The 13,130-nt window shown below is 44.6% G+C and carries 19 protein-coding genes and 1 pseudogene; 14 read left to right on the top strand and 6 right to left on the bottom strand.

The features are described 5' to 3' along the window. Nucleotides 1-97: 97 nt before the first annotated feature. Together ABK447_RS17050 and ABK447_RS17045 are read left to right on the top strand one after the other, a co-directional pair. A complete protein-coding gene (locus tag ABK447_RS17050; RefSeq protein WP_003155721.1) occupies nt 98-1,051 on the top strand; it encodes an ATP-binding cassette domain-containing protein in 954 nt (317 codons plus the stop codon). After that, a complete protein-coding gene (locus ABK447_RS17045) occupies nt 1,052-1,927 on the top strand; it encodes an ABC transporter permease (RefSeq protein ID WP_100001284.1) in 876 nt (291 codons plus the stop codon). 113 nt (nt 1,928-2,040) lie between these two features. Here the strand turns inward: ABK447_RS17045 and ABK447_RS17040 are convergent. From ABK447_RS17040 to ABK447_RS17025, 4 genes and pseudogenes are all read right to left on the bottom strand, one after another. Beyond that, nucleotides 2,041-2,256: pseudogene (locus tag ABK447_RS17040) on the bottom strand (TIGR01741 family protein); the annotation flags it as partial. A gap of 83 nt (nt 2,257-2,339) precedes the next feature. Next, nucleotides 2,340-2,795: a TIGR01741 family protein gene (locus tag ABK447_RS17035; RefSeq protein WP_094032660.1), complete on the bottom strand. Its 456-nt coding sequence runs from the start codon at nt 2,793-2,795 to the stop codon at nt 2,340-2,342. A gap of 19 nt (nt 2,796-2,814) precedes the next feature. After that, on the bottom strand, nt 2,815-4,821 hold the full coding sequence (locus ABK447_RS17030; protein WP_033574959.1) for a T7SS effector LXG polymorphic toxin: 2,007 nt from the start codon (nt 4,819-4,821) through the stop codon (nt 2,815-2,817). A 103-nt stretch (nt 4,822-4,924) separates the two neighbouring features. Beyond that, nucleotides 4,925-5,224 (bottom strand): contact-dependent growth inhibition system immunity protein, encoded by a 300-nt coding sequence (locus ABK447_RS17025; RefSeq protein WP_349909106.1) that lies wholly within the window; start codon nt 5,222-5,224, stop codon nt 4,925-4,927. Between the two features lie 342 nt (nt 5,225-5,566). Here ABK447_RS17025 and ABK447_RS17020 point away from each other — a divergent pair, with 342 nt between their 5' ends. The 8 genes from ABK447_RS17020 to ABK447_RS16985 all read left to right on the top strand — a co-directional run bounded on the left by ABK447_RS17020 (nt 5,567) and on the right by ABK447_RS16985 (nt 9,713). After that, complete coding sequence (locus tag ABK447_RS17020) at nt 5,567-6,286, top strand: YebC/PmpR family DNA-binding transcriptional regulator (RefSeq protein WP_003155709.1); 720 nt, start codon at nt 5,567-5,569, stop codon at nt 6,284-6,286. 181 nt (nt 6,287-6,467) lie between these two features. Then, nucleotides 6,468-6,752, top strand: a complete 285-nt coding sequence (locus ABK447_RS20950) for a hypothetical protein (RefSeq protein ID WP_015416990.1) — start codon at nt 6,468-6,470, stop codon at nt 6,750-6,752. 147 nt (nt 6,753-6,899) lie between these two features. Beyond that, a complete protein-coding gene (gene cotJA, locus ABK447_RS17010) occupies nt 6,900-7,148 on the top strand; it encodes a spore coat-associated protein CotJA (protein ID WP_007408933.1) in 249 nt (82 codons plus the stop codon). Continuing rightward, entirely contained in the window at nt 7,132-7,395 is a 264-nt protein-coding gene (gene cotJB / locus ABK447_RS17005; RefSeq protein ID WP_007408934.1) for a spore coat protein CotJB, read from the top strand. Before cotJA ends, cotJB begins: the two co-directional genes overlap by 17 nt. A 14-nt stretch (nt 7,396-7,409) precedes the next feature. Next, a complete protein-coding gene (gene cotJC, locus ABK447_RS17000) occupies nt 7,410-7,979 on the top strand; it encodes a spore coat protein CotJC (protein WP_003155700.1) in 570 nt (189 codons plus the stop codon). An 88-nt stretch (nt 7,980-8,067) separates the two neighbouring features. Next, nucleotides 8,068-8,601 (top strand): N-acetyltransferase, encoded by a 534-nt coding sequence (locus ABK447_RS16995; RefSeq protein WP_015416991.1) that lies wholly within the window; start codon nt 8,068-8,070, stop codon nt 8,599-8,601. 30 nt (nt 8,602-8,631) lie between these two features. After that, entirely contained in the window at nt 8,632-8,910 is a 279-nt protein-coding gene (locus ABK447_RS16990) for a YesK-like family protein (RefSeq protein WP_007408936.1), read from the top strand. A gap of 113 nt (nt 8,911-9,023) precedes the next feature. After that, a complete protein-coding gene (locus tag ABK447_RS16985) occupies nt 9,024-9,713 on the top strand; it encodes a YetF domain-containing protein (protein WP_020953931.1) in 690 nt (229 codons plus the stop codon). 32 nt (nt 9,714-9,745) lie between these two features. Here the strand turns inward: ABK447_RS16985 and hmoA are convergent, their stop codons facing one another. Together hmoA and ABK447_RS16975 are read right to left on the bottom strand one after the other, a co-directional pair. Continuing rightward, the gene (gene hmoA, locus ABK447_RS16980) at nt 9,746-10,072 is read right to left on the bottom strand and encodes a heme-degrading oxygenase HmoA (RefSeq protein WP_003155696.1); all 327 of its coding nucleotides are present in this window, start codon (nt 10,070-10,072) and stop codon (nt 9,746-9,748) included. An 84-nt stretch (nt 10,073-10,156) separates the two neighbouring features. Continuing rightward, the gene (locus ABK447_RS16975) at nt 10,157-10,519 is read right to left on the bottom strand and encodes a VOC family protein (RefSeq protein ID WP_007408938.1); all 363 of its coding nucleotides are present in this window, start codon (nt 10,517-10,519) and stop codon (nt 10,157-10,159) included. 161 nt (nt 10,520-10,680) lie between these two features. On the opposite strand from ABK447_RS16975, the gene ABK447_RS16970 reads away from it, so the two are divergent. From ABK447_RS16970 to ABK447_RS16955, 4 genes are all read left to right on the top strand, one after another. Continuing rightward, nucleotides 10,681-11,547: an STAS domain-containing protein gene (locus tag ABK447_RS16970; RefSeq protein ID WP_007408939.1), complete on the top strand. Its 867-nt coding sequence runs from the start codon at nt 10,681-10,683 to the stop codon at nt 11,545-11,547. A gap of 314 nt (nt 11,548-11,861) precedes the next feature. Continuing rightward, a complete protein-coding gene (locus tag ABK447_RS16965; protein WP_003155693.1) occupies nt 11,862-12,035 on the top strand; it encodes a YezD family protein in 174 nt (57 codons plus the stop codon). A 29-nt stretch (nt 12,036-12,064) separates the two neighbouring features. After that, nucleotides 12,065-12,367 (top strand): hypothetical protein, encoded by a 303-nt coding sequence (locus ABK447_RS16960; RefSeq protein ID WP_100001290.1) that lies wholly within the window; start codon nt 12,065-12,067, stop codon nt 12,365-12,367. Between the two features lie 91 nt (nt 12,368-12,458). Beyond that, on the top strand, nt 12,459-13,103 hold the full coding sequence (locus ABK447_RS16955) for a Bax inhibitor-1/YccA family protein (protein ID WP_007408941.1): 645 nt from the start codon (nt 12,459-12,461) through the stop codon (nt 13,101-13,103). The last annotated feature ends 27 nt before the right edge of the window (nt 13,104-13,130 follow it).

The raw sequence follows: 13,130 nt of genomic DNA, 5'->3' as shown, positions 1-13,130 counted from the left end.
ATAATAAAGTTGGATAAAAATGAGAAAATCCTGGCGGAAATGACGATATAAAGTTAGTGAACAACGGTATAGAATCTTACTTTTCGAGGTGAACAGAATGGGAGAAGAACAAGACATTATTACAGTAACGGATCTGCGCAAAAAATATGGATCATTTGAAGCAGTGAAAGGGGTATCCTTTTCTGTCAAACGCGGCGAGCTGTTTGCATTTCTGGGAACGAACGGTGCAGGGAAATCGACCACTATCGATATTCTCTGTACGCTGATTAAAAAGACATCCGGAAAAGTGGTAATAGACGGTTATACGCTTGGTGAGGGGAAAGAGAATAATCATATCCGCAAAAAGATCGGAGTTGTTTTCCAAGAGAGCATTTTGGATGAACGATTGACCGTTTATGAAAATATCATGAACCGCGGACAATATTATCATTTAAGCAAGGCACAAGTGCAAGAGAACTATCAGTTTGTAACAGACTATTTAAAATTGGATGATATTAAGGAGAAAAAATACAGCGATTTGTCAGGCGGACAAAGAAGAAGAGCGGATATTGCCCGTGCCATCATCCATAAACCGACTATATTATTTTTAGATGAGCCTACTACAGGTCTTGATCCGCAAACGAGAGTTTTTGTTTGGAATGCGATTAAAAGGCTGCAGGAAGAAACAAACATGACGATCTTTTTAACGACCCATTACATGGAGGAGGCCGCTGTAGCTGATAACGTTGTGGTCATCAAAGAAGGACGTCTGATCGCAGAGGGTACACCGAGTCAGCTGAAAGATCAATATGCGTTTGACAGTCTGCATATGATGTTTAAGCAAGGCGTTGATCCGACTGCATGGTTTGAAAATAAACAACTGGATTTTACGGTTAAAAACTCTATTTATTCCCTTCGTGTAGAGTCCACTCTCCAAGCGTTTGACATTTTGAAAGGTCTTGAAGGAAAAATTGAATCTTTCGAGGTGATTAAAGGGAATATGGATGATGTGTTTATCCATATTATCGAAGAACAAGGAAGCAGTTTGCCAGTAAAGGGGAGCATTGCATAAATGAAGTCTTTATCCAGTTTAATCAGCAGAAATATAAAAATATACTTCCGTGATCGAACGCTTTTGTTTCTTTCTTTGCTGTCAGTATTTATCGTCATTCTGTTATATGCCGTGTTCTTACAGCAGACACAGCTGGACGCCATTAAGGCCTTGGTCGGTTCGACAGATGATTCCAAAGCAATGGTGAACGAATGGATGGTGGCGGGATTGCTGTCCATTACAGCTGTGACAACGACTTTAGGCGCTTTCGGAATTATGGTGAAAGATAAAGAAAGCAAGAGAACGTATGACTTTTTAACAGCTCCTTTATCAAGGGCGACCATCCAATTGAGCTACGTCATTCATTCATTTGTCATCGGCTTGATCTTTTCATTCATCGCCTTTTTAGGCTGTGAAATTTTTCTCGTTTCAACAGGCAGCAAACTTTTAAGCGGAACAGATATACTTGAAGTATTGGGGATCATTATTCTTTCAGTTGCACTGTCAAGTTCCATAAATTTATTTTTAACGCTGTTTATTCATACACAAAATGCATTTTCGACGTTAAGTACGATTGTCGGAACAGCCATCGGTTTTTTATGCGGAGTATATGTGCCGATCGGCGGCGTACCGGTGTTTGTGCAGAAAATTATTATGTATTTCCCTATCAGCCACACCGCTGTTCTGTTCAGAAAAGCGTTTATGACAGACTCAGTTGATAAAGTATTTAAACATGCTTCTGCGGACCAAATACAGGAATATGAAAAGCATTACGGGATCGTCTACAAGTTAAACGGCCATTTTATCAGTACGGCTGCGAGCTTGTGGGGCATTGTCATTACAGCCATCATATTTACCGTCATATCTATTTTCATATTTAAAAAACAAAATAAATGACCTCTTCAGACGATACATATGTAACAGGCAGCATCCGTTTACTGGATGCTGCCTGTTTTGTTTATCATTATTCTTTTTGTGGGCTCAATTCTTAATTCCTCAAAGAGTTCTCAGATTTCTCTTAATAAAGTTTTGAAGATATCTTTGCTTACACTGTATCAGGCTGGTATATCTTGTGAATAAATCAGTTGACGTTTTTCTGGTGTCTTGAAGTGAAAGAGAACCATGGTAGAGTCATCTAATACTTCTGCATAAAGATATATTTTTGCCCATTCACAAGGTATGATGTCATTTAATTTCTTACTAATAAGCTGGTACAGATCTTGCATTTTCCAACCTTTTCACCTTCAATCGTCGAGAAATCCTAGTTATAAAAAATAGCCCAGCAGAGAAGCGCTGGGCCATTATTGATTTATAGACCGAAGTAGCTTATTACAAATTCTTTATCGTCCTCATCTTCAGGCAAAATCCCCAAGTTTTGATATTCCCATATTGCGATTCTTTCATATCCATCTAAATCTGATGCTAAAATATCATCATAATTATAATCTAATTGGAATTCTCCGCTACGATCCAATGTTAGTGTAAGGTTAGTCCAAACATCATCGTTATTATTTCTGTGTTCAGTTTTTAATTCTTCAAAAAGTTCTCTTAGTTCTCTTAACAACGTCTTGAAAATGTCCTTGCTTACGTTGTAATGGCTAGGTATATCTTGTGAATAAATAATTTGATTATTTTCGGGTGTTCTGAAGTGAAAAAGAACCATTGTGGAATCATCTAATACTTCTGCATAAAGATATATCTTTGTCCATTCACCAGGTATAATGTCATTTAGTTTTTCTCCAATAAGTTGATATAAATCTTGCATTCTCTTAGTTTCCATTAGGTTAACCCCCTCGCTGATTTTTAATAGAGACGCTTATTTCTTTTCTGCTCCCAATTTTGTAGGTTACATCGAAATATGATGGTCTAAGTGAATCTCCAGAATAGACTGGTTCTATTTGAACTGCTACTTTTTTAGGTGGTTTTTTGCTTAGGGCTTTTGCCCACTCTTGCTCCATCTCGTACCATTTCCCGCCGCTCCTATTAATCTGAGAATTCATCGGCACGATGTTGTCGAATTGGCCTGAGCCTTTGAATTGGGTGGCGATTAGGTGGCCTCCGTCGTCATCTGTCAGACGGTCTGGTTTACCTGCTTTTGACTGTGCATATTGGTTGCGTTTTGCTTCTCCCAGCTGCAAGTCTGCTTTGACACTTGTAATTCTACCATAGTTGTCAGTGGTGTACGTGTAGCCTTCCTTTGTTTTGTAGATGACATTCGGCTTCAATACTTTCTTTCTAGTCCATTTCGCAAAATGCTCGCCGTATTTGACCGTTACCGGCGGTACATGCGGTGCCGGTGTCCGTCTGCCGCTTGCGGAGGTTCCGTACGGTTTCGGCAGGATGACCTTGGCGAATTTCTGAAGTCCTTCTTTAAGTGTGACCCCGTTGACTGCGTTGTAAGGAACGCCCGCCGGCACTAAGTCGTGACGCGGATGATACGGGAGAATATCAGCCAGGGTGACATCTCCGATTTGATTTAACTTGGTTTTGACACGTTTTTTTGATACTTCGATGCCTGTGTTTACTTTTTGTTTGATGCGATCAACGGTTTGTTTTGAGACCGTTATCGCTTTTTGAGCTGTGGCGGATTTGCTTGCTGCTGTTTTGACTTTGGTTGTCACTTTGGCGGCTGTGCCTGTTTTTGAGACGGCGCCGACGCCTTTTGTGCCGACGACTGATGTCACAACGGTGCCCACTGCATATGACACCCATCTTGCTCTGGAGTAGGTGTCGCCATTCACCATGTCTTTTTGGTACGATTCTTCGATTGCCGCTGAAATGGCTTCATACGTTTTGATCGGGTGAGCCACCGCTCCTGTAATGGCTTCAACCGTTCCGCCCGGATCTGTGACCATATCCCACAGGCCTGTGACCGCGTCTTTTCCGGAATCATAAAGGCCGACGGCAACGCCTTTGAAACCGTCTGTAAGTTCACGCGTGTTTTCAATTTGAGTGAAGTAGCGCTGCTGTTCTTTTGTCAGGTTTTTATAGCCGATCGTTTTGGCCATTGAATAGAATTCATCGGCATTCGCATAATCGTAGTTTTTCAGTCTTTCTTTCAGTTTTTCAATCTCCCGCTCTTTCGCTTCTTCCTTTTTAATCGTCAAATAAGCATCCGAATGTCTTGCAATCTCGTCTTTTTTCTTATGGATGTCGCTTTCTCGGTACGCCTTGGCATTGTAGTGAAGCGGCGTGGCGTTTTTTCCTTTGCCTGTAGCGTTTTGGAGCTGCTGGAAATCTGCTTGGATAAAATGTTCATTTGCTTCGGTTTCTGCGTATTCTTTCGTTAGATCGTGATCAAGCTTGCCGAGCTTATGTATCGTTTCGCTTCTTTTTTTGTCAGCTGAAGAGAGCTTCTGATCTGTGCTTTCGGTTGAAAACAGATCAAGCGAGATGATATCTTCGATCTCTCCGAGGATGGAGCGCATGTCCTTTTTCTGCTCTTCCATAATCGCCTTTGATTTACTGAGGGCGTGGGTGAGCTCATGCTCCAGAAATGATTCCTCCACATGCGAATTAGAAAGTCCGGCATCTTCGACCTTACCGGGAAGGCTTGTGAGAAATGCGATTTTCATATCGATCAGATCAAGCCAGCTGTCTGTGACGCCGGCGTGGTCCTTGAAAAAAGCTTTGATGTTATTGGCGCCCCGGCCAGAGAAATCATTGTCACCAAGATCAGCCATACCTTGAAACGCTTTTTTTAGATTGACCATCTGGCCGCGCAGTTCTTTGTATTCACTCGCACGCTGTTTGGCAGCTGTCAACAAGCTGTTTGCTTCGAAAACTTTCATGACCATATCCTTTCATTCGGGGGTTATTTTTTCAGTTTATAGAGGGAAAGATTAAGAAACTTATCAGAGACTGTGCAAACATAGGAATAGGGTTTCCCTGAATCTATAAAGCCTCAATATTCTTTTCGATTTTTTGAATGATTTGTCCGAGCCATAGTATTGGGGATAGTCCGTAACTATTGATATCTACACCATCTGCAGTCTCTTCTATAAAATCATTTTTTTGTTCATCTGAGTAATCGCTTTTTATAAACGCTTTGAGTGCTACTACATCGTTTTCTTGTTCTTTTTTAGGTATTTCTTCTAAGTATTCTTCAAGTGCTGACTCAGGAGTGTCTATATCTTGGTGGAAAATACCTCCTAAAAATTGAAATAAAGGTTCAGAAATATTTGTTTCAATCATTGACATCACCTCTTGGGTAGGCTGTTTGCTTCGAAAACTTTCATGACCATATCCTTTCTTTTGTTCGATATCAAAATTTTACCACGTGAGTCAGGATATACAGTGTAGGAAATAGGTAATGAGAATAAAATGAATCTTTTGGCTTGCGACTTCCTTCCTGTATGAAGGGAGGCTTTTTATGTTTTGTATAATAACCCTCACATTCGGCTTACTGCGCTCCGGTGATTTTAAGCGTGCCTGTTTTTTCTAATGTCTTACACTCGAAACAACCCAACCGCTGAGGTATAATAGAAGCAGAGTATTTATCATACAGATTCAATTCGTGAAAGAGAGTGGAACAAAATGGGCCGTAAGTGGAACAATATTAAAGAAAAGAAAGCATCAAAGGACGCAAATACGAGCCGGATTTACGCGAAGTTCGGCCGTGAGATTTATGTGGCGGCAAAACAAGGCGAGCCAGATCCGGAATCGAACCAGGCGTTAAAAGTGGTGCTTGAGCGTGCGAAGACGTACAGCGTGCCGAAAAATATTATTGAGCGTGCGATTGAAAAGGCGAAAGGCGGCGCGGAGGAGAACTTTGACGAGCTGCGTTACGAAGGTTTCGGGCCGAACGGTTCAATGATCATCGTTGATGCGTTAACGAATAATGTAAACCGCACGGCGCCTGAAGTGCGCGCCGCATTCGGGAAAAACGGCGGAAATATGGGTGTGAGCGGGTCTGTCGCTTACATGTTTGATGCGACCGCCGTTATCGGCGTTGAAGGCAAGACGGCGGATGAAGCGCTGGAATTGCTGATGGAAGCTGATGTGGACGTGCGCGATATTTTAGAAGAGGATGACAGTGTGATCGTGTATGCCGAGCCTGACCAATTCCATGCCGTGCAGGAGGCATTCAAAAATGCCGGTGTTGAAGAGTTCACGGTTGCGGAGCTGACGATGCTTGCGCAAAATGAAGTCGAGCTTCCGGAAGATGCGAAAGCTCAATTTGAAAAGCTGATCGATGTGCTGGAAGACCTCGAAGACGTACAGCAGGTTTATCACAATGTAGATTTAGGCGAATAAAGACAAAAAGGCCGGGGCGGCATAAGTTCCGGCCTTTTTATTTTGCTTAAGCGGTCAGCCTGTATCGTATTTTTCTCCGTAAGCAATTATTGATTATTTCGCCAAAACTGGGCGGATGCCCATACGTTTCCTTCCGGATGTCATAAACTGGACTGTAACCTATGTGAAGGAGCGATAAACCATGAATGAAAGAAGACCGATTTACGGCGGAGGCTATGGCGGAGGCTATGGCGGCTACGGAGGCTACCCGGGGTACGGTTTTGGCGGCTACGGCGGCTACGGAGGATATCCGGGATACGGTTTCGGCGGAGGCTACGGCTACCCGGGATACGGTTTTGGCGGTTACGGCGGTTTTGGCGGCTACGGAGGCTTCGGGGGATATCCGGGGTACGGTTTTGGCGGCTATGGCGGAGGCTACGGCGGCTACCCGTTCCATCATCATCATCGGGACAGCCAATATATCTGACCATTCGGGAAAAAGCACTCTTGGAACAGCAAGAGTGTTTTTTTGTGACCGTTTCTAAGCGCTGGCTTTTTTCATTTCTTGCGGGGCATAAATGCCGATACGGATTCATACCTATTAAGGTCATGTGTTGAGGAAAGGAGGATCGTAATGAAAGAAAATCAGCCGTTTACACCGGTCAAATCCTATAAACCCTTCCACAGCCGGTTTGATCCCTGCCCGCCGATCGGGAGAAAATACTTCAGAACGCCGCCGCATCTTTATATGCGGTTTCAGCCGTATCACTTAGAGCAGTTTTCTCCGATGGAGGCATTGAGAAAAGGGACCCTTTGGAAGGATCTTTACGATTTCTATGATAATCCTTATCGGGGGGGAATCGAATATGGCGAAAAAGATTGATGATGAATATTATCGGCTGCTGGAGCAAATTCAGGCGGCGGACTTTGTCTTGGTGGAGCTGACGCTTTATCTGGATACGCATCCCCATGACCGTCTCGCGCTTCAGCAGTTTCATGAATATTCCCGGTACTCAAGACAGCTTAGAAAGCGGTTTGAACCTGAGTACGGACCGCTTCTGCAATTCGGCGTGAGTCAGGTCGGCGCTCAATGGGACTGGGGCCGCGGTCCTTGGCCATGGCAAGTATAAGGAGGGATCTGTAAATGTGGGTATATGAAAAAAAGCTGCAGTATCCGGTTAAAGTCAGTACATGCAACCCGATGCTGGCTAAGTTTCTCATTGAACAATACGGCGGGGCGGACGGCGAATTGGCCGCAGCGCTCCGGTACTTAAACCAGCGCTACACGATTCCTGACAAGGTGATCGGCCTGCTGACGGATATCGGCACGGAGGAGTTTGCGCATTTAGAAATGATTGCGACGATGATTTATAAGCTGACAAAAGATGCGACCCCGGAGCAGCTGCGTGATGCAGGGCTCAGCGATCATTACGTCAACCATGACAGCGCGCTGTTTTATCACAATGCGGCCGGAGTTCCGTTCACAGCGTCTTACATACAGGCGAAGGGAGATCCGATCGCTGATTTATATGAAGATATTGCGGCTGAAGAAAAGGCGAGAGCGACGTATCAATGGATTATTGATATTTCCGATGATCCTGACCTGAATGATTCACTCCGTTTTCTGCGTGAGCGTGAAATCGTCCACTCTATGCGTTTCAGGGAAGCGGTTGAGATTTTAAAAGAAGAACGTGATAAGAAGAAAATTTTTTAAACGGCCCTCAAACATGACGGCTGTTTTTTTCCTTTCTGCGTTTGGTCTATAATGAAGGTGTCGAATATTCTGATTACGGGAGGCTTTTATGACACCATTTACGATCACGGAGGAGAAGGCGGGGGCATTCCGGGTCACCTCCGCCCGGAAAGATGATGCAAAAGAGGTCATGGATCTGCTCGTGCAAGCGGCAGAATGGCTTCGCGATAAAGGGTCGAACCAGTGGAGCGGCCTTCTGCAAGGGGAAGATACCCACAATATGCGGGAGGCGATCGCCCAAGGGTATGTTTTTTTATTCAGGCAGAATGAAGAGTTGGCCGGCGTCGTCATGCTGCTTCCCGAAGCAAGCGGGTGGGACAGACGTCTTTGGGGCGATGAAGGACATGAGGAGTCCGTATATCTTCACCGGCTGGCGATTAACAGGCGGTTTGCAGGGGCAGGGCTCGGCCGGACAATCATGACTTGGGCGGAGAGGGGTGTGTCTTGTCCGGGAAAAACGAAAATCCGGCTCGATTGCGTGTCCGAAAACAAGGCGCTTCAGTCGTTTTACAGCGGAATGGGGTACGAATCAAAAGGACCCGCGCCGGGTTATCATTTGTTTGAAAAAAAGGTGAGCAAATAAAAAGCTACTCATGACGGAGGTGCAAAAGACATGGGGTTTTTTTTTCTGATCTGTCTGGCCGCATTTTGTCTTAACTTTGCCGTATCGGCTGTGCTCCGCAAGAAATGGCCGAAAAAGATGTGGCCTGAGTGCCTTTTGGCGGTGCTGGGCCTGACTGCTTTCGGTACGGTTGTTTACAGCATTTTCGGTGTCGGCGGCTGGGAAGGAATGGGCTTGGGGCTTGCCGCGATGTTTGCGGGTTCCGGAGCGGCTGCCGGTTATGCCGCTGAGGTGTGCTTACGGGTCGTCAGATCGAATCAAAAACAGTAAGCAGAAGTGAAAAAACGCGGCCTCGGCTGCGTTTTTTTGTGTGTTGCCGGCCGCTGTATAGAAAACAGGCGGATGTCCATAATGGTAATGACTTTTAAGAAGAAGGTGCGAATATGGGACATTTACTTACAGTGGCTTGGGAGTTAGTATGCGGTTTGGGTATTTTATTTGTGATTTTAAAATTGCTTGGAAAAACTCAATTCTCGCAAATTACGCCGTTTGATTTTATTTCCGCGCTCATCCTCGGCGAACTGGTCGGAAATGCGGTGTATGATAAAGGCGTCAGGATTTTTGAAATCATTTTTGCCTCTCTGTTATGGGGGGTTTTAATTTATCTCATCGAACTGATTACGCAGAAAGTAAAAAGCTCCAGAAAGCTGTTGGAAGGCGAGCCGAGTATTATCATACATAAAGGAAAACTGAAATATGATGTGCTGAAAAAGAATAAGCTGGACATTAATCAATTGCAAAGCCTTCTCAGACAGGCGAATTGCTTTTCCATACAGGAAGCGGAGTACGCGATTTTAGAAACAAACGGGATGGTCAGTGTCCTGCCGAAATTTCAATATGACACGACGAAAAACGGCGACATGCAAATAAAGCCGAAGCAGGTCTCTTTGCCGGTCACGCTGATTATTGACGGCGAAGTGCTGTATGAAAATCTGAAAGAAGCCGGGCTGGAAGAAAAGCAGCTGAATCAGGAGCTGAAAAAGCTGAACATCAAAAAAACGGAGGATGTGCTGTATGCGGAATGGAAGCCCGATAAACCGCTGTTTGTCCTGCCGTATGAGGAGAAAAAATAAAAAGAGCATTGCCCTGGGGCAAATGCTCTTTATTATTTTTCGTGTACGCCTGTTTTAACGGCTCTGACATGATACATACCGACATCCGTCCCAAGCATATAATCAGGTTTCGGCTTGCCTTGGTTTGCTTTGTGGGCCGCGATGTGGTCTTCGCTTTTTTCCCATTGTTTCCAATGATCTTCAGACTCCCAGCGGATTAACACGACGACTTCTTCATCACCGCGGCGGACTTTTTTTTCCAGGACCGTTACGTCTATCAAACCTTCCTGCTTTTCAATCACGCCTTCTGAACTGAAGCGTTCGATTACTTTGTCGGCATGTCCTTCTTTTACGGTCATTTTTCTGATTTGCACAAACATCTGGCAGCTCTCCAATCATTTTCACGCTTTATCCAACATTTTAAATGAAAATGATTCTCAAAGTCAATTAAGGTGCATGACGGATTACGATTTCAGGAGAAAGACATGACCATCCTCATCTTTAAATTGCACGAAGCTGCCCCATTCCATTTGTTTCGGTTCATCTAAAAAGGTGATGCCGTTCTTTTTCATCTGTTCGTATGCGGCAAAGACATCTTCACACTCAAATACGATAGAAGCCTTCATATGCTCGGCCCCTTTCATCATCGATTTCGGATAAATAACCAAATGAGTGGCGGCCCCTTTGGGCGCTACCTCAAGCCAGAAGGCGCCCGGGCCCATCGGATGCTCGGCTACGGTTTCAAACCCCGCTTTTTCCGTCCAGAATGTTTTCGCTTTTTGCTGATCATCAGTGTATACGGCGACTGTTGCGATTTTTTTGATCATCATACTGACCTCCTGTTTCATTTCTTTTATAGTGTATCCTCCTGCCGAAAAAAGCAATCAACAGCTTTAATGTGCAGGCTTTTTTTAATTTCTCTAGTACGATCGGCGATTCCGATTTATAATTTAGACAAAAGTACATATTCTTGAAAGAGGAGACGGCAGTGAACAAAGACCAATTACTTCATGATTATATTATTACACATTCGGCAGAGCTGACGGAAAAATGGCTCAAGCTGAGACGGAAGCTGAGAGGGCGTTTTTATTCTGCGGATCAATTAAGTGAGGAAATGAAACGGCTGCTGATCGAGCAGCATACCTTTACAAACACGGTCATCGCAAGCGCTTTTTTGGAGGATCCGGCCGTTTTTCAGCATAACAAAGAAAAATGGGCCGCACAGGTAGCGAAAAGCAGAGTGGAGCAAGACGCGGAGGTTCATGAGGTCGTTGAGGCGATCGGCAATTCAAGAACCGTCTTTTGGGAGGCGGTCACCCGTTTTATGGATGAGCATCAGGACATCGTAACAAACGAGGATGCCCGCCGCTGGAATCACCTTGTCAACGGCTCGTTTGATCAGCTGATGACGGATTTTACTGAACAGTTTCAGAAATTAATGATCGCGAGGCTGTCATCTCAGCAGGAGCTTATTTCCGAATTGAGCTGTCCGGTTATTTTGATCGCGGATACGATCGGCACTCTGCCGCTCATCGGCTCGATTGATACGAGACGGGCACGCGTGATTTTGGAGTCGGTGCCGGAAAACTGTGTCGCCAAACGGATCACAAACCTTGTGATTGATCTGTCCGGTGTACCCATTGTCGATACGATGGTGGCGCAGCAATTGTATATGCTGTCGAAAACGTTATTTCTCCTCGGCATCAGAACCGTGTTTTCCGGCATTCGGCCTGATGTGGCACAGACTTCTATCCAATTGGGCCTTGATTTTTCAGAGTATCAAACTTACGGCTCCCTGGAGCAGGCGCTCGCCAGCATGGGTGTCACATGTGTGATCGAGGAAGCAAAAGCATAGTAAAAAGGTGCTCCGGCCAGAGGCGGGGCGCTTTTTTTGTCAGCGGAAAACAATGTAAATATGTCGGAACTTGAAGATTGCGTTCTTAAAAACAGCTATATGACGCCTTGGGAGTCGATTTCGGGATGACACGGTTTATATCAAAGCGAAGGAAGTGACAGTTTTCGCAAAGAAAACATATCCAAAAATTGTGTAAATGTTATTGATTTCTGAATGAAAACATAATAGTATAATTATATATTTCTTATCAGAATAGTATGAATTAAAACGCTCATTGTCAAAAGACGAACGGCCAGACATAAAGGGGGAGCATGATGACGTCCAAAGGAAACGTAGATCCGCATGTGATCGAAAAGATTATCAGCGCGCTGGAAACGCTCGATTTCGGGACAGTTCAGATTACGGTTCATAATTCCCAAGTGACACAAATTGATAAGGTGGAGAAATATCGATTTTCCCTGAAGAGCAAAGAAGTAAAACAATCTTAAAAAACAGCCAATGACAGGAGGCGGTACATATGAAGCATTCAACTGTTCCTTTCCGGGAGAGCCGGTATCTGCACCTGCCCGAAGTGCGCTTTCTGCATTGGTGCACGAAGCAATACGGTATTAACAAAGGCGTGCTCAATACAATTGACTGCTGGTTTTATGATGCGGGCGTCATTCCGATTCCCGTCAGGCGTCTTTATGTGCTGGCATTTCTCGATTTCGCGAAAACGCCGGGGCAGAAGGGGAAGATCCGATTCGGGCACGGCGGCTTGACGAAAAAACTGCATGATTTCATGGATATGCAGGAATGCGCAGCAAAACGTCAGGCCTGACATCCTTAAAATCTTCTTAAAATCATACAAATTTCTCCCATTTTATTTATAATAGACCTATCAAGATCATTTTTTTGGGAGGACTTTTGACATGCAAACTGCTGCTTATGAGAGCAAACAATCTATTATGCAGCGCATTATAACGGTATTTGTGTTTACACTGTTAGTTGCGACAATCGGCCTGTATACGGGCCAGTTCATTCCGCCGGCATTGATGCTGCCGCTGTCGGTCTTAGAGGTCGTCATGATCATCGCCGCATTTTGGCTGCGCCGAAAAAAAGCCGTCGGATATGTGTTTGTGTTTTCATTCGCTTTCATTTCCGGAATGACGCTGTTTCCGATTATCAGCCATTATGCGTCCGCAGCGGGGGCCTATGTCGTATTGGAGGCATTCGGTTCATCGTTTGTGATTTTTGCGGTGCTCGGCACGATCGGCGCTAAGACGAAAAAGGACTTGTCATTTTTATGGTCCTTCTTGCTTGTCGCTGTTATCGCACTTCTCGCAGTGGGGATCTTTAATATTTTCAGCCCGCTGAATTCCGCCGCCATGATGGCGTATTCCGTCATCGGAACGATTGTGTTTTCAATGTACATCTTATACGATCTGAACCAGATCAAGCACCGGGACATCACGGCTGACCTGATTCCTTTGATGGCATTGACGCTTTATATCGACTTTATTAACTTGTTTATCAACCTGCTACGGTTTTTCGGAATTTTAAACAGTGATGATTAACCGCGCGAAAAAGGCGCCCTGCTGAGA

The sequence above is a fragment of the Bacillus sp. hwrm1 genome, assembly GCF_040207805.1.
Taxonomy (GTDB): Bacteria; Bacillota; Bacilli; order Bacillales; family Bacillaceae; genus Bacillus; species Bacillus velezensis.
The sequence above is the reverse complement of the archived record's forward strand: the minus strand, read 5'-3'. Positions and strand labels throughout refer to the sequence as shown.